Raw genomic sequence first — 21,162 nt, 5'->3', positions numbered from 1 at the left:
CTCCGCTACTCAGTCCCTAAGCTTCATCCAACCTTCTCGGTGCTGAAAACCTGACTTTTTGAACACTCCCTTATAGCGACAATATATGCCGCTAGCAAAAGGAGGGTTACTGGGCTCCCGTCAAACAGACCGCTGCCTGCAATAACGGGAGCCTTCCAGCCCTTTTCATCCAATCGCAGTTGGACAGATGACTAGACCTTTTTAACGCCACAGTGCCGGAATAACAGCCCACCTGCCCGTTTGGGCCGGCGTACTGCATTACGGCTAAATTCATCAATTTCCGCAACTCGCAGACAGCGCTGTACTATGTACCTGGCCGCTTCCCTGTCCCTATAGCATTCAAAAAAATAGGAACTCGCCTCACATTTCAATATCATGAATAATATGGAAACCAAGGCACAGAGAAGGCCAGTCAAAAACGATTTCCGCATCATCTGCTGTGTCTATCAACTCTAATGAACATTCAGCTATCTCTGCCGTCCTAAAACTACGAGCTGCCGCCGCCTTTACGTGTAGACACCATCCGCTGCCGCGGAATCGGCTCGGCTAATATCAACCGCGCCAAACCGAATTTATATCTGTAAATATTTTAGCCGGTTAAAGAGTGACCCAACCGAACTTAATCGCATTAATAACCGCTTGGGTACGGTCGTCAACGTCCATTTTCTGCAAAATGCTGCTGACGTGGTTTTTGACGGTCTTCTCGCTAATAAACAAATGCTCTCCAATCATTTTGTTGCTGCGTCCTTCCGCCATCAAACGAAGCACTTCAGCTTCCCGTCTCGTCAGCGGATTGTCATCGCCGGCAACGAATTTAACGCCCGCTTCGCGGATCGCGTTGTCTTCGGCAATCGCCCCCGTCTCGCTCAAATATTCCATGCGGCGCAGTTGCTGAATCAGTTTGCCGGTTACTTTCGGGTGAATAAACGCATTCCCCTCGGCCACCGTACGGATGGCATTAACCAGCGATTCAGCCTCCATGTCTTTCAGCAAATAGCCGGTTGCCCCTTTGCGCAGCGTTTCAAACACATAGCTTTCATCATCGTGAATCGACAAAATGATGACCTTGACCTCGGGATACGACTCGCGGAGTTCAGCCGTGGCATCCACGCCGTTCAATTGCGGCATATTGATGTCCATCAGCACGATTTCCGGAGCAAACTGCTGGCAGCATTCCAACACTTGAGTGCCGTCGCCGCATTCTCCTACAACCTCGATGTCTTCCTCCATGTTCAAAATCCGCTTCAGACCCTCCCGAAACAACTGGTGATCGTCAGCCAAGAGAACTTTGATTGCTTGTCTGCTGCCACTCGTAAGATTATCCATCCTGGTACTCCTTTCTCTTCTCTGTGTTCGTTGGAATGTGGATGACGATTTTGGTACCCATATTCGCTGCCGATTCGATTTCCATTCTTCCTTCGAGTAATTCGACTCTTTCCCGCATGCCAATCAGTCCGAAATGGGTATGCCCTTTCGTCTTTTGCTCCAATTGGTCCACCTTGAAGCCAAGGCCGTTATCTCGCACAATGATGCGCAGCATTTGCGCCTGATACGTGATCTCCACGCCAACATAGGTCGGAAAAGCATGCTTCGCCGCATTGGTGAGCGCTTCTTGCACCAGCCGAAAAATCGCCGCTTCCATCGGAGAGGATAACCGATGCTCTTTGCCCCTGGTTTCAAAGGTGGCTCGAATCTTGGTCTTCTCTTCATAATCATGAACGTATTTGCGCAGTGTTGGAATCAGACCGAGATCATCGAGCGCCATCGGACGCAAATTAAAGATCACTTTCCGCATTTCTTCGAGACTGGAGCGGACCTGAGCTTTCAAATCTACTATTTCGTCCTGTACCAGTTTAAATTCCTGCTTAGCGAGCATTCTTTCTACAATTTCCGTCCTAAGCACTAGATTCGCGAGAAGCTGAGCGGGACCATCGTGAATTTCCCGCGAAATCCGTTTTCGTTCTTCTTCCTGCGCCAAAATAATCTTGAGACCGATCAGCTGCCGGTTCTTAGCGGATTCCAAGATTCGGGTAACCTGTCCCAATTCGCCGGAAAAGTATTCGAGCACAACGCCCATTTGCGTACTGATCGTTTCAGCTCGTTCGACCGATTTTTCCACGTTTCGAACTCTTTTTTGCAGTTCATCGCGTCTGGCCTTCAAATACATTTCCTTCTCGCGATAAATCAGCAAATCAAGCTGAAGCTGCGTCGCCTTCTCGTAGGCCTGTTTGATGTCTTCCTCTTTGTACCGCACGAAATCCCGGCTGACTTCCGTCAGCCGGATGCGGGAACGTCTGTAGTTCACCTCGAGCTGGTCGACCTTCTCCACGGTTTCCGCCGTTTCTTTCATTACGTTTTGCATCTCCGTGTTCAGCGTCTTCAGCTCATTTCGCGCCGAGTCCAAAATTTCGAGAATTTGCAGCTTGCTATTTTCAAGTACGTTAACAGCGTTATTTATTACGCGATCTATGGCATCTGCTTGAAAATCCACCTATACCTTCTCCGTTTCTGTAGTCCGAATAGTCCCAGACTAATCATATCATGATTCGAGGGTGATGGATTTGGTTTTCTTTTCCCAATTTACGCCAATGCCCAGCTGTTCCGACACCAAACGTAACGGGACTAAAGTCCTACCTCCCACAACGATCGGAGAAACCTCCGCTTGCTTGCTGGTTCCGTTCACAAAAAATTCCTTTTCCCCCACGGTTAACTCGAGTACGTTCGTTCCGCGCTTTACGGTAATTTTTTTCGCGGCATTGTTCCAGGTGGAGGTCCCGCCAAAAGCATCCAGCACATATTTAATGGGTACATACGTCGTGTTGTCCTTCAGCAGCGGAGCCACTTCCAGGCTTTGTTTCGCCCCGTCCACCGTCATCGATTTTTGGCCGACAACCATGACGGCTTTGACGCTGGGCTGGGTCACGGCGGCGGCTTCCTCTGTAGCGGCGGCGGGAGCGGTAAACCGGATATTGTCAAAAGAAACACTGCCCGTCAGCATACGTTCATCTTGCCCTTCCTCCACACTTACGACATACAGCCGTTTCAGCTTGGCCGGATATTTGATGCCCGCTGCCGTTAAGTCGACGTTCAGCGTTTTCCAGCCCGTGAAGTCCAGCGGCCGCGCCAAATCGAGATACACCGGTTTGCCGTCGGCGTCCGCCAGCTCCGCGCGCACCCAGTTCAAGCTGGCATCGCCCAGGAGATCGATCGTCATCGCCGTGGCGTTTTCCGGAATCTCCTTGCCGGTCGTTCCGTTGATTTGCGCGTAAGCGAATTTATTGCCCGTACCGCCGGTCAAATCGTAGTCAAGCTGCAGCACTTTCGAATTCGCGCGTTCGCCCGTCCCTTGGACAATCGCTGCCGTTCCCTGCGACTCGGCCGGAAGCCCCGTAAACGAAATCGGGTAAGACACGTTTTCAAAGCTTTCCCAAATGGTGTCCGTGGAAGCGGACAAGACAACCGGCGTGCCGGTGAAGCCGTCATAGCTAGGCGTTGCATAAGCAACCTTCGTGCCGGAATTTATCGACTGCACGGTGAGCGCGCCGTCCTTTACGCTGGCTTTCATGCCGCTGAAGGTCCATTTCACGGATTCCGCCGGAACGTTTACCGTGCTTCCGCTCTTCAGCTGAGCCGTAACCGGCACGGATACGGAAGCCCCCGCTTCGAGCGGCGCAAACGTCGTAGCCGGCGTCAGGCTCGTAAGATCGCTGCCGCCCAGCACCGTCACCTCCATGCTGCTGCTGGCCGAGCCGTTTGTAGCGGTGATTTTTGCCGTACCCGCTTTAACGCCTTTAAATCCGCTGCCTGTCCACTTGACGTTTCCGTTGCTCGCTTTCCAGGAAGCCGCCGTGCTTTCCGTCGCAATCGGGTTGTAGTACGTATCGTAGCCTTTCAGGGCATAAGGGACCGTCTGCCCGATGAGCAGCGTGGATGATCCGCTGACTTTAAAGCCTTTCAGCGTGCCTTGCGGAGCCGAAGTGAAGACGCCGAGGCCGTTGGCGACGGCGCGTTGTCCGGCCGATCCGTTGGACGTCGTGAAGGTGAGCTGCGCACTTGTTTCGGCAAGCGGACGATTCACCATCGTTGTTGAACCGCCTCCGTCCAGGTTCAACCCTTTCCATACCCCAATGCTCGTCATAAAACCTTGCAGTTCCTTTAACGTCATCCCGGAGCTGTTGCTGTTTTTCTCGGCGGCAATAATATAAGCCGTTTTCCCGTCTTTGGAGTAGCCAACGGCCGTACGCGCCACGGTGCTGCCTCCGCTGATCGAGTTCGTTGCACGGGTAAACGCCGAGGCTTGGCCTTGATCGACCAGCAGCGTATGGCCGCCGATCATCACCTTGAGATCCGCGGGATTGACGCTATTCCCAGTCGTTAAAGACTGCAGTTCATACTGCGTATCGATGCGCTGTCCGACCTCCAAATGTTTAGCGACAAAGTCCGCCGCCGTTCCATGGGCGCGCAAAATATATCCGTCCGCCGGCACGGCTCCCGGAATCGGCGCTTTGATCGAAATCTGCGTGATCACATCGCCCTGTACAAGCACTTCCGTCGGCGTTGTCGAAGTGTCCACCGGCCGCTGCGCGGATTTCCAGGCGCTAGTGTATATAAACAATTTGTTGACATGGCTGCGGGTTTTATCCGGCTCCGTTACATAAGATTCCTGATTGATCCCCGCAAGCTCAAACGACGAGCCGTCCTCGGCAACCACCGTCCCGTTGAAGCCAAACCGGTCAATGAACGGCGTTCCGTCATTTTTCACTCCAAACGCGTACATGCCTTCGAGTTGCGCCGGGCTTGTGACAAGCGTTCCTTGGGAAACCGCCGCTCCCATCGGCACGCCTTGCCCTCCGGTGGCAAAGAAATCGCCGTTTACCCCGGCCACGGCACCGGTCTCTTTGGCCATGCCTTCCACCGATTGCCGGGTCGTCAATTGCCCCCCCTTGCCGGTCATGACATCCAAACTGACGTAAGGATTGGTTAAATCGACTTCGACCACATCCGCAAGCACTTTAACGGACTTGCCCGAACGCGTCACCGTGTATTGATATTTGACAAGTTTCGCCCCGGACGTAATGATTTCTTCGCTTAATTTTACGGCTTGATTGCTTGCCGCATACGCCGTAGAAACCGTCCCCCCAATAGGTACCGGTCCCCATCCGATCGCCGGCTGAATCCAAATCATTCCCGCCAAGGAGACGATCGCCAATCGTTTCCCGCCCCGCACTACAATCCGCATCCATTTCGAGTCCTGATTCTTATCCACTACCATATTAATTTGCTACTCTCCCAACTTTTGCAATAATTATCCAAAGCGAACAGCCTACCCTATCCCTTTGGAAACCTAATCTATAAATTATAGACTATTTTCCCGCCAAAAAGTTACGAAAAAAAGCAAGATTGTCAAAGTTCTCTATGTTTTTGAAAAGTAGTGGTTGCTGGCTGTGAATATCGTGGATTATGTGGATAAAAACTGTGGATATTGTGGATTGTTTTTGTGGATAATGTGGACATTGTGGAAACTCGGCGGATAAAATGCTACTATTTAAATATATAAGGCGTAGCACGTCCTGATCTTCTCTGTGGATAGAGGGTCAGGACTTTTTATTTTACTATATAAAAAATAAGAGGAGTGATCGGTATAAATGAAAACGTTAACTTTCGAAAAGGCGCATAAAACCTTCATCAATCAGCACTCAGACTCACGAAAGGGAGAGCGCAAAGCCCGCCTTTTACGGGGACACGGACATGGAGAAACCTTATTTTTGAAGAACGTATGGTGGCCGCTGTATGGAAATTTCGAATATCTTCATCCCGAATATGAGATTCTCGATTGGCGGGGGCGCTCATATTTTGGCGATTTTGCCTATTTGCCGGGGCTTCTTAAATTTATGATTGAAATTAAGGGGTATGGCCCTCATGTACAGGAAATGGATCGTCAGAAGTTTTGCAATGAATTAAATCGTGAATTATACCTGCAATCCCTCGGCTTCCGAGTAGTTTCTATCGCCTACGATGATATCGAACAAAGGCCTGATCTGTGTAGAAATCTCCTGCAAGTGTTATTTAACCGGTACCAAGCCTATCCGCAGCCTAAAGAACGTTCTGTTTTCGCAGAAAAGGAAGTTCTCCGCCTGGCATTATGTTCTGCCGGGTCCATCAGTCCTAAAGAGGTATGCCAATATTTTGGCATCAATTACCGGACTGCGGTGCGCTTGCTACAATCTCTTTCTGCCAAAGGGTGGATGCAGCCGATCCGAAACGGAACCGGACAAAGAATTCATCGCTACGAACTGCTTCAAGGAAGTTGGGAGATGATTGACTGACATAGGCAAGATCCATAAGATATTTTTCCAAATAGTTGGTTACCTGGGTGTTGAACTAGTTAGGAGCCTGGCTCCGACGAATTAGTTGCAAAACTTACAGGTAGGATAAATTTAGATGCGGGCTAATCCGTATTAATTGCATTTCTTGCAATTACATCCAGACATCTTCACCAATCCCTTCAACTATGCCGTTTTAATTGTAGGATTTGCATTTAAACTAGCGCCCAGCTACGTCATCAGCTAAATAACTGTATGTTTTACAACTCTTCAACTTTATAAGCACGCAAAATTCTCGATACATAAGAAACGAGAGTCGCAGCGTAAAAAACGGATACCCTCTCCCTTCCAGGAGAACGATATCCGTTTCTATTAACGATAGTTTATAATCCCGCTTGTGTTTTCAGCGCTTCGGCCTTATCTATGCGTTCCCAAGGCAAATCGATGTCCGTACGTCCAAAATGACCGTAGGCTGCGGTTTGGCGATAAATCGGACGGCGAAGATCCAACATACGAATGATGCCCGCCGGACGAAGATCGAAATTCTGGCGAACGAGCTCCACCAATTTTTCTTCCGGTACTTTGCCTGTTCCGTAAGTATCGACATTAATGGATACCGGGTTAGCGACGCCGATCGCATAAGCCAACTGGATTTCCACTTTGTCGGCCAGCCCCGCGGCAACGAGGTTTTTCGCCACGTAACGCGCCGCATAAGCGGCCGAACGGTCAACTTTGGTCGGGTCTTTCCCAGAGAATGCGCCGCCGCCGTGGCGGGCATATCCGCCGTACGTATCGACAATAATTTTGCGGCCCGTTAAACCGGCATCTCCCTGTGGCCCCCCGATAACAAAGCGGCCTGTCGGGTTAATGAAATATTTCGTTTCCCCATCCAATAATTCCGCCGGTACAACCGGAAGAATGACGTGCTCCTTGATGTCTGTTTGAATTTGTTCCAGCGTAATTTCTTCCGCATGCTGCGAAGATACAACGATCGCGTCCACCCGTTTGGGTTTGCCGTCGACATATTCAATCGTAACTTGGGTTTTACCGTCCGGCCGGAGGTAACCCAGCGTGCCGTCCTTCCGCACTTCGGAAAGGCGGCGAGCAATACGGTGCGACAGCGCAATCGGAAGCGGCATGAGCTCCGGCGTTTCATTCGTAGCAAAACCAAACATCAACCCTTGGTCACCGGCGCCGATATTTTCCGTTTCCTTATCGACCTGGGCAGGATCCCGGCTTTCCAGAGCGGCGTTTACGCCTTGGGCAATGTCTGCGGACTGCTCATTAAGCGAGGTGAGGACCGCGCAAGTATTGAAATCGAACCCATATTTAGCACGGGTATAGCCAATCTCCTTCACCGTTTTGCGAACAATAGCAGGAATATCGACATATTCGGATTTGGTGCTGATCTCCCCGATAACGAGCACTAGCCCGGTGGCTACGGAAACTTCACATGCAACCCGGGCATAGGGATCATTGGCCAAAAATGCGTCAAGAACCGCATCGGAAATTTGATCGCAAATTTTATCAGGGTGTCCTTCCGTAACGGACTCGGAAGTAAATAAGTGTCGCCCTTGTACGGACATAAAATTTCAACCTCCCCATGGATAGTATGGCGAAAGCCTTCGTATCCAATACTAAAAATGCCCCAACTGGATTATGGGCAGATTTACCGACTTTATTTACCAAAAAATGAACCTTTCCCTGATCGGAAAAGGTTGTTTGACAATCCTCAAAGTCATATTATCGCATTTGCCATGTCATGTCAAAAGATTAGTGCAAAAGCAAATCACGCTGCGCCTGAGCGACCAGCCGTTTTGTAATTTCTCCGCCGACCGAGCCGTTTTCCCGTGATGTGAGATGCCGCCAGTTGCCGCCGGAATCACCGCTTGTCCCCAAAGCGCCGAGCTCGCTGGCGAATTCCGTATCCGACGCCTCACCGGCTACCCCGCCGCCGACCGGCAACCCGAACTCTGCCGCAATTTCATACTTCCACTGTTTAAGCATTTGACGGCATTCCGGAACCAGCTTGGAGTTGCTTCTTGCCATCTTTAATCCACCCCCATAAATATTGTCGTTCAGGAGTAGGATGTGCTCAGCCATGAAAAATACCCTATAGAATTATTGTTCGTTCAGGAAGAAATCGGCTGTCCTATTTTAGCGAATATCCGCCGCGAACCAACACCGTCAGGCTGTACTTATTTCCGGCCTGAACCTGAACTCCGCGTCCATCCCGGGGAAACGAAAGCAGGTGGTTGTTCGTTACCGCTCCTCCGTTTTTGATATCTACGCCATCGGTCAAATCCGTAACACCGTCGGCGTCGCTGCTGTAAATTACAGCCTTTCCTGCCCGAACCACGAACTCCGCTCCGGCCGCCGCAATCAACGTCTGACCCGGCTCTACCGTTACAACTTCAATTGCATCGGTTGAGCCGCCTCCTTTGCTGCCGGTGCTGCCGCTCGTCGAAGGAGCCGAAGGCTTTGTTGGGGTCACGCCTCCCTTGAGCGCCTGCTGAATGGCTTGGTCCACATAACTCTTCGTCACAACCGGATCGTCAGCGGTGCCTGGTTGACCCGTTACGCTTGAGCCTTCCGCCGTCAAATTCAGCAACGAGCCTGCCCAAATACTACCACCGATCACCACCGTCGCTGACATGACTTTCCATACTGTCTTCATCATGTTCCTCCTCAAATCTCTCATTACGATAATGATAGAGGTTATACAGGCATGAAACAAGCCCGATTTTACTACTCATCCGTATCAGTCTCATCATCATATTCAAAGCTTTGGCTGCCAAGCTTGATTTTGTATCCCTGGAACAGGTCATAAACCGTTAATTTAAATTCGTCGTCTTCGGTGAGATCTTTAAATAGCGGATCATTAAAGCTGAAGCTTGCTCTACCGTCGCCTGTAAGAAGCAAGTCGGTTTCAGGGACGAACTCCTTCTCGAAAATTCGACCGCTGGAATCCTCGACCTCAAACAGATATTTATGCCCAAACTCGCCGATCGTATAGTCCCTATTACGGGTCAGATCATAGGTAAAGCTCAGATTCATGGAGCTGCCGGAGAGAGTAGATTCCACGTCTTTCACCGCCAACTTATATGGGAATATCTCCAGGCCTCTCAGTTTTTTATTGGCTGTTGGATTAGAAACCCCAAGCTCTAGGGCCACCGCATTTATATAACCTGTCGCTTCGCCTTTGACCGGCGTCAGCTTATTGTCGGTGATCCCTTCCCCAACAATCAGCTTCATATCGGTTATTGAGACCCGCTTAGGAATTTTAGTCCATACTGCAACCACACTTTTCTCTTCCGGTCCGGCCGGGGTGTCGATCTGGCTGACCGTGGCTTTATATGTCTGGCCGTCGGATGTCTGGTATGCCCCGACAATTTGCGAAAGATCCATTTGATGTTCTTCCAGATTCTTGACATCCAGTTCGGTATAAACTAGATCGCTGGATGGACCTAAGTAAACACGGGAACTTATCACACCCAACTCTTGTTTGCGTCCAGGCGTATCGAACGTAAAGGAGGCTCCCTTGGCTATACCGGCCACCTCCGGTATTGCGCCCGTATTGCTGAATTGAATCCAGTCGGTACTCTCTTCCCCTATCTTCTCAAGCAGGGCAACCTGCAGTTGGTCAAACTTCAGATAGTTGGGCACCTTAGCTGTCACAAAAATGTCCATCGACATTCCGGCTCCAATTAATCTGTCCGGCTGCGTGAATATCAGCTTGGTTCCTTCAGTCAGCTTAACGGAGTCCACTTGCAAGCTCCCGATCAGTTCCGGCAGCTGTAACGTTTTGATGTTATCATTGCTAATCGTAATTTTGGCGTTGACCAGATCGCCATCACTCCAAGGCAGTCTTTGCAGCGAAGACAAGGTAACGCCAAAAACACCGTCCTTCGTCTGTATAAACTGCTCGGTTCCTACCATTTTATCGGCGGTATGAATGGTCTGCAGCGCAAAAATCGCGAGCGGATAGGCGATTTTCTCCTTATTGTCCTCCGCGGTCGGCAGATTCATGAACAGACGCGGATAGGCAATGCTGATATCGGGCGGCACCGTCACCGGGAGTGTTATGAATCTTTGTTCCAGCGGTTGAAGGGTCATATTTTCCAGTGCCGGCGCCTTAATCGGCATACGGTATCCATCCGAGGTTTGCAGTTCAAATTGATACTTCGGCAAAGTGATCGTCGCCCCGCTTGTATTGCGGAAAGCAAAGCGTACGGACAGCTCATGTTCAAGATCATTTTTGTTCACGACAGCGCTCGTCACCTGCACGGCTATTTTGCCGTTGCCGGCTTGAATGAACTTTTCGACATTGGGCTTAACCGTCATCAGGTTATCGCCTTCGCCAGGCAATTGCATCGTTGCAATCGGCAGACTCTGCTTGGCCGTTTCGTCATCCAGCGCCACTTGCAGTTCCATGTTCGACAACTCGATTTTCTTCGGGATTTGAGCCATCAGGTGAAGTGTTTTCGTATCCTTGGGCTGGATTTTGTAATCCACACTGGTTGTTGGGTCCGCTGTCATCAGATAGCTTGCTCCTTTAGATGAACGGATCACAAATTTCATTTTCGGATCTTCAAACAGCTTGTAGCCAACATTCGTCATATTGAGCAAAACATTGACGTATTTGTAGTCTCCTGAAACATAAGAAGCCACTTGCCCTACCTTCGCCTTAACACGGGCATCGGCAATCCATAATGTTTTGGATTGATTCGCAGGGGTCGACGTCAAATAATCTGCTGGAATCTTGAACTGTCCTTTCAACGCCTCGTACTCAGGCTGGCTAAAATCCCATTTGACCACCTGGAATATTAGATTTTGCGGCTTGATGTGATTCGCAATTCGGGCTGTATACGTCAACGTCGTGGAAGAACCGGCCGCCAGCTTCTTCTTGTCTTTGTCTTTGGTCATCAACGACGTACTATAAGTTGTCCCGCTTGTGGTTTTTACTTTGGACCAGTAATCGAGCAAATCGATCGTCTTGTTGTCCTTATTTTGGATCGTCAGCGTATACGTAAGAATACTTTCGCCGTCCAGCGTTAAAATATTGACATCGCTCAATCGAACCAAACTTTTTGCGGTAATCTTCACCGGAGGCAGATTAGCCAATGTATGTACAGTTTCCTGTTTTACAGTTTTAGCCGAGTTGGTAGTCTTGGGTGTTGTTGCAGCCCAGGTTTGTGATGACAGGGGCACTAACGCGGATACTGTCAAAACAAAGGCTGCTGCAGTCTTTGAAACTTTTCTCAAATTGTCTCCTCCCCGTTTAGCATGATTAATTATTTAGACGTTTTTTGATAAAAATAGTTTCGTATAAACAAAAAACGAGGCGAAAGCACTGCTTCCACCCCCGAAAATTATTCATTCTGTGTTATAAAAATATTTTATTATGGTGCTGCAATCCACGGTTTCTCATAGGCCAGTTTGGCGGTATCCAGACCTGTGACGATGGCGGATATTTTCTGTTTCAAGGTTTCTAATTGAAGCTGCGCTTGAAACACTTCATATTGAGTCGCCATGCCCAACTCATAACGTTTTTGTACTACGTTCAGGGCGTCAGTGGCGCTTGTTAAGGAAGCCTGAAGCTGAGTGTATTGAGTTTCAAGCTGTTTGATTTGATCATAGGTTTGCCGAATGGCATCTTCAAGTTGTTTCTTGGCTTCAGATACACTAATCTTTTTCACATCAACACCGATTTTTGTATTTTCATAAGCGTTGATCGTTTGCCCATTGGCGAAAGTAAAATAATTAACGTTCAGATCAGCCTGCTCAACCTCGCGTTCAGCCTTCCACACGGTAGGGCTGTCGGCTTGAACACGGCCAATATGAGCGTCCACATTATCTTCAAATACTTCAAATTTGGGATGATCGGTTACTTCATATTTCTGATCCGCTTTATAGCCTATTAACGCATTTAAAGTTCGATAGGCTTCATCCAGAGCCTTAGCCGCTACTTCCTGCGCAGCTTTAGTCTGGGCCAACGTATTCTGCGCTTGGGTCACTTCATATTCGCTGGCCATTTGATTCGCCAACTTGGTCTGTGCAATGCGCAGCTTCCATTCTGCATCCGTTACGTTGAGATCGGCCAAGCGCTTATCCTCAATGGCGTTAATGATAGCATTATAGCTTTTTTTAACCTGGTAAGCCACGCTCTCTTTGGCCACCTCTAAGTCTTTCTTGGATATCAGGTAGCTTATTTGCGCCTGGCTGTAATTATTAAAAGCGGCTTTTGCTTCAGGATTGCCGTTCGGACCGGGAGTAGGGATATAATCGATCTTATCGGCTGAGTCTACCAACCTGTTGTCATCTGCCTTAAGCGATTTCTCCTGCATCTTGATTTTATTGTTGTTGGCGACCGCAAGAGCGACAGCGTCTTCATAGGCCAGCGGCTCCGTGTTGGTCTCATAGATGGCTTCCGTAGTTGTAACAGGGACACTCGGAGCAGGATTTGAACTGTTTTGTTCACTTTCCGTCTTCACAGGCAGCTCAATTTGGATGGTTGAAGTTGCTTTATCCCAATCCACTTTAGCGCCGAACGATTCCCCAACAAAACGTAACGGTACGTAGGCAGACCCATTTATGAGTTTAGCGGGCGTCTCCAAAGTAATCGATTCACCGTTCTTGTGAGCGGTAGTATTATTCACTTTCAATTCAATGGTGTCCGCACCCTTGGTTGCAGAAATTAGTCCGGTTGCCGTGTCATAATCAACTTGCGCGCCAAGCGATTCAAACAGAGCCCGCATCGGAACCAAGGTTACATGATTGCTTTGAATGGGTTGTTGATTATATGTCTGAGTTATTCCATTGAGGGTTACATGAATATCGTTTGCCGATTGCGCAGAAGCTGCACCCACTACAACGGAAGACAACAGTGCTGTGGAAACTAAAGCGGAGCCCAGTCGTTTCATCTCACACCACTCCTCCTTACACTATATTGTAGATTGTAGACTTATTACGATTCCATAATGAATAAAATCTGTATTGCGGGATATACTATGAAAAAAGGGCTCCCCTAATAGGAACCCCTTTTTCATTATTCATAAGACGTTAGAACCAGCGATAACGGTTCTTATTTTACTTGTGTTACCGTAACTGTGTTAGTATCTTTGTCCCATTTGATATCTGCTCCCAAAGCTTGACCTACCCAGCTGATTGGCAGAACAGTACGGTTGTTCTTAGTGATTGCCTTAACGTCCATGTTAATTACTGCACCGTTAACCGTCAGGATGTTAGTTTTCAGTTTGATTTGTACGATACGGTCACCTTTCAACAGCGTGACTGTGGAAGTCTTCTTATCAAACTTAATGTTTTGCGGAGCAACACCCAGAGCATCGGCTACGTAACGAACAGGCAGGAAAGTGCGTCCGTTCTCGATGTAAGGAGCAACGTCGGCTGTATAAGTTGCACCATTTACAGTGTAGCTCGTGCTACCGATTTTGAAAATAGATACAGTATTACCTTTGGAGTCTTCAACCGGTGCCGGAGTAGAAACTTTAGCGATAATTGCTTTTGCTACCGCTTTGTTATCTTTCCAATTCGAATACTTTTGAGTTTCGGATACAGCATCACCTTCAACGGACAGTTCAACTTTTCCTTCCGGAACAGTACGGTCAAGAATAACGCTAACATTCGATACCGAAATCGTGCTAGCCGTATCGCTTTCGCCCTCAACGTCGAAGATCACAGTTCTGTCATCGCTCGATCTTCTAACATTGTTGATAATCAGGTCCCCGCCAGATACTTTAACCGTTGGTGTGCTTGCAAATTTAACGCCATCCGGCAGAACCAAACGAACTTCGCCATCGTCCACCAAAGCGCCGGCTTTACCTTCAGTGATCGTGAAATCACCAGCCTTTTGTTCGCGTGCACCGATAATGACATCAGGAGCCGATGCTACTTGCGCAGTAACCGGAGCAACAACCTTAGCTACTACAACGTCCCCTTTAACTCCTGCGGAACCGCCAACCGAAATTTTCAAATCGCCGGTGAAGTCAGGAGCCAAAGCTACTTCAAGGTCTTCGAAGTCAAGCGTCGCTGCATCTGTATCATTTTGAGGACGCGGGTTTACCAAGTACTTGGCTGTACGATTGTTATTTCCTGTAAATCCTTCAAACGTCAATGTCAAACCTTCGTCTGTTATAGTAGGAAGGGGATTTGGTTTTTTAGATCTATCCTTACCAGCAATATCCCATTCATACTCATCCTGCCATCTAGCACCTTCCGGCAGCGTCAGTTCAAGATAACGTCCGTTCGAGCCAGTTACGATACTGTCACCAACAGTCTCAGTAATATGGAAATCGGCAATTCTCTGTTCATCTTGGCCGGAAACCAAAGTAGGTGCATCTTCAGCCTTCAGCGTGGATTCATATTCACCATAAGTACCAATTTTGGCTTCAGAAATGTTAGCGGAGGTTCTGCCGCTCAGGCGAGCAATGATATCGCCTTTCTTGACTTTTGTGGAATCATCAACTCTGAAGTCGTAAGGAATTTCAATTTTGGTCTCAACTTTATTGGCACTTTTATTACGTGCTTCCACCGCTGCTTTCGTAGTAGCATCAGTTTTAACCGTAATAACCAGTTCTTGATCGTCTTTCTCTTGTGTGATATTAAGCCACTCAGGGTTAAAATCACCGTACATACGTTTCATCGCTTTTTTATTGTCGACCCAAACATATCCATTAGGCAGTTTAATTCTTAATTCGGTGTTTAAATCCAATGCACCAGCATACGGTTCCTCGATGACGATCTTAGGATCAAATCTCTCATTCGATGTATCCAAGCTGCCAAAAGACACGTTAAGATTGTTTTTGTTTTTAGCAACTGTAGCAACAATTTTGGAACCAGCCGGGAAAGGACTGCTTCCTGGAGCATAGAATTCAACCTTAGCTTCGTCATTGCTGTCAATGATCAAACCACCGAGAACCAGCGTGAAAACTGCTGGGTCATCCGAAAGAACCTTGCCATTTTCACCAACGTATTTAATTGCAATTGTACTTGCATCGGAAACTTCCGGATCTAATTCAAAATCAGCATTTGTAAGACCGTTTGCGTCATTAGCCAATTTCAAGGTATTTACAAATTCCTTATATTCAGGCTTGTTCAAACCGCTAAATGCAACAAAGCTGCGTCCCTCAATGGTATAAACAGATTTAGTAACGGTAGCTTTATCCAAATCAAATGGCAATCTAATAATAAGCTGATCGCCAGTACGAAGGGTAGAGAACTTAGGAATCTCAAATTTGATGCTGCCAACGCGTTGTGCAGTACCATTATTAACTACGCTCGGCGTGCTCAGAACCGTAATGTCACCACTGCTGGCAGCTTCAACAGCGGATGGAGCAACAATTGCTGTTACAGGCGCCGCTACACCGGCAACCAATGTTGCTGTAGCAAGCACGTTAATAATTTTCTTGTTAAACTTTGTCATAACCTTTTTTTCTCCTCCTTGAACTTCATCAATTACAGTATTATTTTCTTTGTGTCGAGTCGTGTCACTCATCAGTCGTTACACCTCCTTTCCGAGTATGGATGCAACTCTTATAAAATGATATCTGTGACAATATCACAGAAGCTTGAAACCAAAATAATGTAGCAGGCGAAAAACTCACAACTTACTCCAGTATTATACAATGTGATTACAACGCCGTAAAGATTTTTTATCATATTTTGTCTTTTGAAATTGTAATCATCTGTATCATACTCACACAATTAGACGTTTTGGAGTTCGAAAAGTTGCGATACTTTTAAAAAAGTTTTTGTTTTTTTTAAAAAGTATGTATTCACCCTTCTTGCAGTTATAATTATACTCTAAAGGCTTATCTAGCGTCATCCAGCAATTATTTCCTGCATCTCCTAATATCTACATAATTAAGGAGGTGCAGAATGATACGGATAGGGGTTCTAAAACGCATCATTCTGCCCGGAATAAGTAATGACATACAAAGATATGCCAAACAAGGAGCCATTATTACTGATTTATAATGGTAACCTGCGCGCCGTCAGTAAGCATGGCTGCACCCTTAACAACGATTTGTTGCCCCTCTGAGAGCCCTTCGGTCACTTCCACCTGCTCGGCGCTCTCTTCTCCTGTTTGAATCTTCACTTGTTTTGCTACACTTCCTTCGATGATATAGACGTACTTTACACCAGCTTTTTCACTAACAGCGGCTTGCGGAACGAGCAGCCCTTCCGCGGCCCCGGATTGGATATACACGTTGGCTACCATGCCTGCCTTAAGTGTATTAGCAGAATTCTCTATAGAGATTTCAACCGGATAAGCTTTCAGATCCTGATCCATGACAGAGTTGATCGCCGTAACCTTGGCGTTAATTCTCTTATCGACGGAAGGAATGCCTACTGTCACGGAGGAACCGACTTTAACCTTCATCATTTCAGACTCGGACAAATTTACTTTCACCAGAATCGGATTGGTATTAGCAATCGTGACAACAGGCGACTGAGGACCGACAATCTGTCCAACATTGCCGTTGACAGCCGAAAGCGTGCCGGACATTGGAGCCTTAACGGTAGCGTCATCCAATTGGCTGCGAGCTGTCTCAAGAGCGGAGCGCAACTGTTCAACATTGGCCTTAGCCACATCAATACCGGCCCCTTTACGGGCTAATTCAAGTGATTTCACGGCGTTTTGGTATGACGTTTGCGCGTTTTCTAAAGAAGTTTGAGCGTTGCTCAACGTCAGCTTTGCATTGTCCAGCCTGGTTTGGGCCTGCCTTACTGTCGTTTGTGCCTGCTCCAGCTCCGTCTGAGATACAGCTCCTGCCGCAAATAGCTGCTGTGTACGGTTCAGGGCGTTTTGCGCGTCCTTCAAGGAGGTCTCTGCATCCTTAATTGTGTTCTTCGCCGTATCTATAGAGCTTTGCTGCTGATCAAGGGCGGCTTTAGCCTGATCAACGCCGGATTCCGCCTGCTGAATCGATTGCTCCGTACTGCTCTGCGCTTGCTTCAGGTTAGCAAGCGCAACATTATAAGATTCCTCGGATTGCTTGATGCTGTCGCGAATAGTCTTTTGATCCAGCGTAAACAAAACTTGCCCCTTGGTGACGGTCTGCCCGATTTTCAAATTGATGCTTGCAATTGTGCCATTGATCTTCGGAGCCACCTGAACGGTTTTGTTGGGGGCCAGCGTACCGACAACGCCCGCTTCAGCTTCAATATTGCCCTTGGTTACCTTCCCTACTTCGACAGACACGGCCTGTACTTCCTGCTCCGCCGGAGCCGCTGCAGGAGGCTGACCTCCTGAGCAGCCGGCTAACGCCACCGATAAAGCCAAGGCCGACAACAATATTACTGCACTTTTTTTATTCATGGTTTTCCCACCTCACTATGTCCCGCTTTATCTATTAGAGCTGCAAACTGCCTTGCTCAAGTTTCGCCTGTTTCTTCGCTTCCCTTTTCTGCTGGCGTTTAAGCTTGCGGTTATTGCGTCTAACCGTGATATTATCGAGCAAAATATATACGACAGGGATCAGAATCAACGTAATGATGGACCCGAAAGCAAGACCAAACACAACGACAACGGCCATAGGCGCCATAGATTCATTTGCCGGGTCACTAGAAACAACCATCGGCACCAAGGCAAGAACCGTCGCGAACATCGTCATCAGAATTGGCCGCAGCCGTTCAGATCCCGCAAGCAGTATGGCCTTATCCCTTTCCATCCCCTCTTTACGGAGCTGAATAACAAAGTCAATCAGGACAATCGCATTGTTAACAACAAGTCCGGCCAGCATGATATACCCGACAAAGGCCATGATACTCAAGGCAGTCCCTGTCAAAACCAATCCCAGAACAACGCCTATAAACGTTGGCGGAATCGAGAACATAATGACAAATGGTGTAAACATAGATTCGAACTGTCCGGCCATAACCATGTAAATCAGGACTACGGACAACAGAAGCGCAATAGCAAGACTCGTAAATGATTCCATCATTTGTTCCTCTTGCCCGCCGCCGGTATCCACGGTATAGCCATCAGGCATCGACATACGCTTCAGCAGTTTGGCCACATCCTGGTTAACACTGAGTAGATCTTTGCCTTCAACGCCAGCCGTAATCTGAATTTGGCGAGTCTGATTTTCACGGGTAATGGTGACAGGAACCTCGGCTCGCTTCAGGCTCGCAACTGAAGATAACGGTACATCAATACCCCGCGGCGTGGTAATCCGCAAAGTTTCAAGATAAGAAGCATCTTCCTTGAACTGCTCAGGCATGGAAATCTTAACATCAATTTCATCGTCTCCAGTGCGGTAGGTCGTAGCAACCGACCCATTAAATGAAGTACGCACTGCAGACAATATCTGTGATGTAGACAGCCCATACTCTGCAGCCAACTGGCGGTTAACGATGACTTGGAATTCCTCGCGAGCGTCGTCTAGTGAACTCTTAACGTTAACCGCTCCAGGAATATCGCTTACGCCTTTGACAAGCTGATCGGAAAGCTCCCGCAGCACCTCCATATCGTCGCCTCTGAGGTTGATTTGAACAGCTGCACCTGCAGCGAAACTTTCACCCGCCGTAAGGGTTACTTTCGCATCCGGAATATTGGTGATTTTTTTCCGGAGCTGGGCAACGATTTGATCCGTTGAACGTGAACGTTCATCAACCAGCGTCACATCCAATGTAGCTGCGTTCGTCGGACTACCAAAGCTGAACCCTCCAGACGAACCTACACTTGCCGACATTTTATCCAATTCAGGGATGCTCATGATTTCTTTCTCAATTTGCTGAACAACTTTGTTGGTTTCCTCCAGCTTGGTTCCATCCGGTAATTTCACCGACACATTGAACTGTCCCATATCTTGAGCCGGAATAAATTCCGACTTAATCAATGGAGTCAGGGCGCCTGCACCTATAAACAAAATAATCGTTAAAATGAGAACACTTTTTCTGTGATGGATGCTCCATTCCAGCGTCTTGCCGTAGCCGTTTTTGAACTTTTCGAACCCGATATTGAACCATACGATCGGATTGAAGCCCCGATAGTTACCCGACGTATACACCGACTCGTCCGGAAGCTTTGGCAACCAGCGTGAACTGAGCATCGGAACGATCAACAGGGAAACGAGCAATGCTGCGATATGAGAGAAAATAACCGTTAATGCGAGCGGCTTAAACAACTCGCCGGCGATCCCTTCCGTGAATACAATCGGCAAAAAAACAACGATCTGCGCAAGCGCTGATGCCATTACGGCATTGCCGACCTGCTTGGAACCATCAATTGCACCCTGCAGCATGCTTTTCCCCTCGTGCCGCTGCCTGAAAATATTCTCGATAATAACGACCGCGAAGTCTACAAACGAACCCAGGCCCAGGAGCAAGCCGGCGAGCGAAATAATATTGATCGTCTGGCCTGTGAAGTACATCATTAAGAAAGTGGCCACAAACGAAATTGGAATGACAACAGCCGCAATGATGGTTGAGCGGACGCTGTTCAGGAACAACAAGAGAATGGCGGATGCGATAACAAGGCCAAGAATAGCGTGCTCTACTAACAGGTCAACCGAGTCATGGATCGGCTCGGAGGCATCCGTTACAAGCTCCAGCTTAGTTCCTTCCGGCAGTTCCTGCCGGATCGAATCCAGTCTTTCCTTTACGGCATTCGCGATCTGCAAGGTGTTGCCGCCGGATGCTTTGGTAACCCCAATATTGATGCTCGGTTGTCCATTGTATGTAGAAATGGAGGTTACATCAGCGTAGGAATCCTCTACTGTTGCTATTTCCTTAAGTTTAATGGTCCCCGATCCCGCTGCAACCGGAATTTCTCCTATTTCCGAAACGGCCCGATATTCGCCATCAACACGTATTTGAATTTCCGAGCCGCCCTTTCTCACAGCACCGGCAGAACCGGATTGGTTATTGGCGGCCAGCGCTTGACTTACTTGATCCAGGGTGATCCCATAGCTTTCGAGTTTGGCGGGATCCAAATTCACGCGAATCAATCTGTCTTGTCCGCCTGCCACGCTTACGGATGCCACACCCGCAATTCTTTCAAGCTTGGGCTGAACAATGTCTTCCGCGATCGGCTTTAGGGAATTGACATCCCGATCTCCGGTGAACGCAAGATTGATAATAGGAGTTGAATTTATATCAAACTTCATTAGTCTGGGAGAATTGGCCGAATCAGGCAAAGCGCCCCTGACTGCGTCCAACTTATCCCGGATATCCAAACTAGCCTGGTCCAGATCTGTCCCCCAGTTGAACATTATCTGGACCATGGACGCTCCTTCCTGCGATTGAGAACTAATCGTATCTATGTTCTGTACTGAAGCAAGGTTTTTTTCAATTGGCTTGGTCACCAACTCCTCGACTTCAGACGGTGTCGCCCCTGGAATGCTTGTGGCAACGACCAAAACAGGAAACTTTAGCTCCGGCATCTGTTCTACCGGCAGCTTTGACCCAAAAATAACGCCCCCGATCAACAAAACCACAACCAGCATAAAGACGGTTACGGGACGGCGTATTGAAAACTGGGACATTTCTCCACCCCCACTTATTTCTTTAATCTATTTTTCGGGCTCCTGATTTTACTACGGCTACGTATTCCTTAGGTTGCATTTGCATTCTACTTTCCGGTACTGCTCCTCCCTGTTGAGAAATAGGCCATCAAGCTCAAGATTTTCATTAATCATTATGCATCCTGCATATTCAGCAGTCAAATTTTCCAAGCACGAATAAAATTCCAATTCGCCCCCTCCTTTTTCATTATTATAAAGCCTAACCCCTCCCTTTAAATCGTACTTTCGTACATGTACCTTAGTTCAAAAGAAGCCTAGTCTAGAGTCTAGGTAAGGTTAGGACTTGCGAT

The 21,162-nt window shown here is 48.1% G+C and carries 12 protein-coding genes; 1 reads left to right on the top strand and 11 read right to left on the bottom strand.

What is annotated here, in order from left to right:
• Window positions 1-597 precede the first annotated feature (597 nt).
• The 3 genes from DYE26_RS26525 to DYE26_RS26515 are packed head-to-tail and all read right to left on the bottom strand — an operon-like array spanning window position 598 to window position 5,272.
• The gene (locus tag DYE26_RS26525; protein ID WP_036619290.1) at window positions 598-1,326 is read right to left on the bottom strand and encodes a response regulator; all 729 of its coding nucleotides are present in this window, start codon (window positions 1,324-1,326) and stop codon (window positions 598-600) included.
• Window positions 1,319-2,491 carry a sensor histidine kinase gene (locus tag DYE26_RS26520; protein WP_036619289.1) on the bottom strand — a complete coding sequence of 391 codons (1,173 nt, stop codon included), beginning with the start codon at window positions 2,489-2,491 and terminating at the stop codon, window positions 1,319-1,321. Before DYE26_RS26520 ends, DYE26_RS26525 begins: the two co-directional genes overlap by 8 nt.
• A 48-nt stretch (window positions 2,492-2,539) precedes the next feature.
• Window positions 2,540-5,272, bottom strand: a complete 2,733-nt coding sequence (locus DYE26_RS26515) for a stalk domain-containing protein (protein WP_036619288.1) — start codon at window positions 5,270-5,272, stop codon at window positions 2,540-2,542.
• Window positions 5,273-5,645: 373 nt separating this feature from the next.
• Here DYE26_RS26515 and DYE26_RS26510 point away from each other — a divergent pair, with 373 nt between their 5' ends.
• Window positions 5,646-6,326, top strand: a complete 681-nt coding sequence (locus DYE26_RS26510) for a hypothetical protein (protein ID WP_036619287.1) — start codon at window positions 5,646-5,648, stop codon at window positions 6,324-6,326.
• 380 nt (window positions 6,327-6,706) lie between these two features.
• On the opposite strand, the gene metK is transcribed toward DYE26_RS26510, so the two are convergent.
• From metK to DYE26_RS26470, 8 genes are all read right to left on the bottom strand, one after another.
• On the bottom strand, window positions 6,707-7,909 hold the full coding sequence (gene metK, locus DYE26_RS26505) for a methionine adenosyltransferase (RefSeq protein WP_036619286.1): 1,203 nt from the start codon (window positions 7,907-7,909) through the stop codon (window positions 6,707-6,709).
• 187 nt (window positions 7,910-8,096) lie between these two features.
• A complete protein-coding gene (locus DYE26_RS26500; protein ID WP_036619285.1) occupies window positions 8,097-8,372 on the bottom strand; it encodes an alpha/beta-type small acid-soluble spore protein in 276 nt (91 codons plus the stop codon).
• Window positions 8,373-8,475: 103 nt separating this feature from the next.
• Window positions 8,476-9,000 (bottom strand): hypothetical protein, encoded by a 525-nt coding sequence (locus tag DYE26_RS26495; RefSeq protein WP_036619283.1) that lies wholly within the window; start codon window positions 8,998-9,000, stop codon window positions 8,476-8,478.
• A gap of 71 nt (window positions 9,001-9,071) precedes the next feature.
• Entirely contained in the window at window positions 9,072-11,588 is a 2,517-nt protein-coding gene (locus DYE26_RS26490) for a hypothetical protein (protein ID WP_036619282.1), read from the bottom strand.
• Between the two features lie 137 nt (window positions 11,589-11,725).
• Window positions 11,726-13,246, bottom strand: a complete 1,521-nt coding sequence (locus tag DYE26_RS26485; RefSeq protein ID WP_036619280.1) for a stalk domain-containing protein — start codon at window positions 13,244-13,246, stop codon at window positions 11,726-11,728.
• Between the two features lie 161 nt (window positions 13,247-13,407).
• The gene (locus DYE26_RS26480; protein ID WP_036619278.1) at window positions 13,408-15,837 is read right to left on the bottom strand and encodes a copper amine oxidase N-terminal domain-containing protein; all 2,430 of its coding nucleotides are present in this window, start codon (window positions 15,835-15,837) and stop codon (window positions 13,408-13,410) included.
• Window positions 15,838-16,305: 468 nt separating this feature from the next.
• Window positions 16,306-17,664 carry an efflux RND transporter periplasmic adaptor subunit gene (locus tag DYE26_RS26475; RefSeq protein ID WP_036619276.1) on the bottom strand — a complete coding sequence of 453 codons (1,359 nt, stop codon included), beginning with the start codon at window positions 17,662-17,664 and terminating at the stop codon, window positions 16,306-16,308.
• A 34-nt stretch (window positions 17,665-17,698) separates the two neighbouring features.
• Window positions 17,699-20,833, bottom strand: coding sequence for an efflux RND transporter permease subunit (locus DYE26_RS26470; protein ID WP_036619274.1), 3,135 nt, complete (start codon window positions 20,831-20,833; stop codon window positions 17,699-17,701).
• Between the last annotated feature and the right edge of the window lie 329 nt (window positions 20,834-21,162).

The organism is Paenibacillus macerans (assembly GCF_900454495.1).
Taxonomy (GTDB): domain Bacteria; phylum Bacillota; class Bacilli; order Paenibacillales; family Paenibacillaceae; genus Fontibacillus; species Fontibacillus macerans.
The sequence above is the reverse complement of the archived record's forward strand: the minus strand, read 5'-3'. Positions and strand labels throughout refer to the sequence as shown.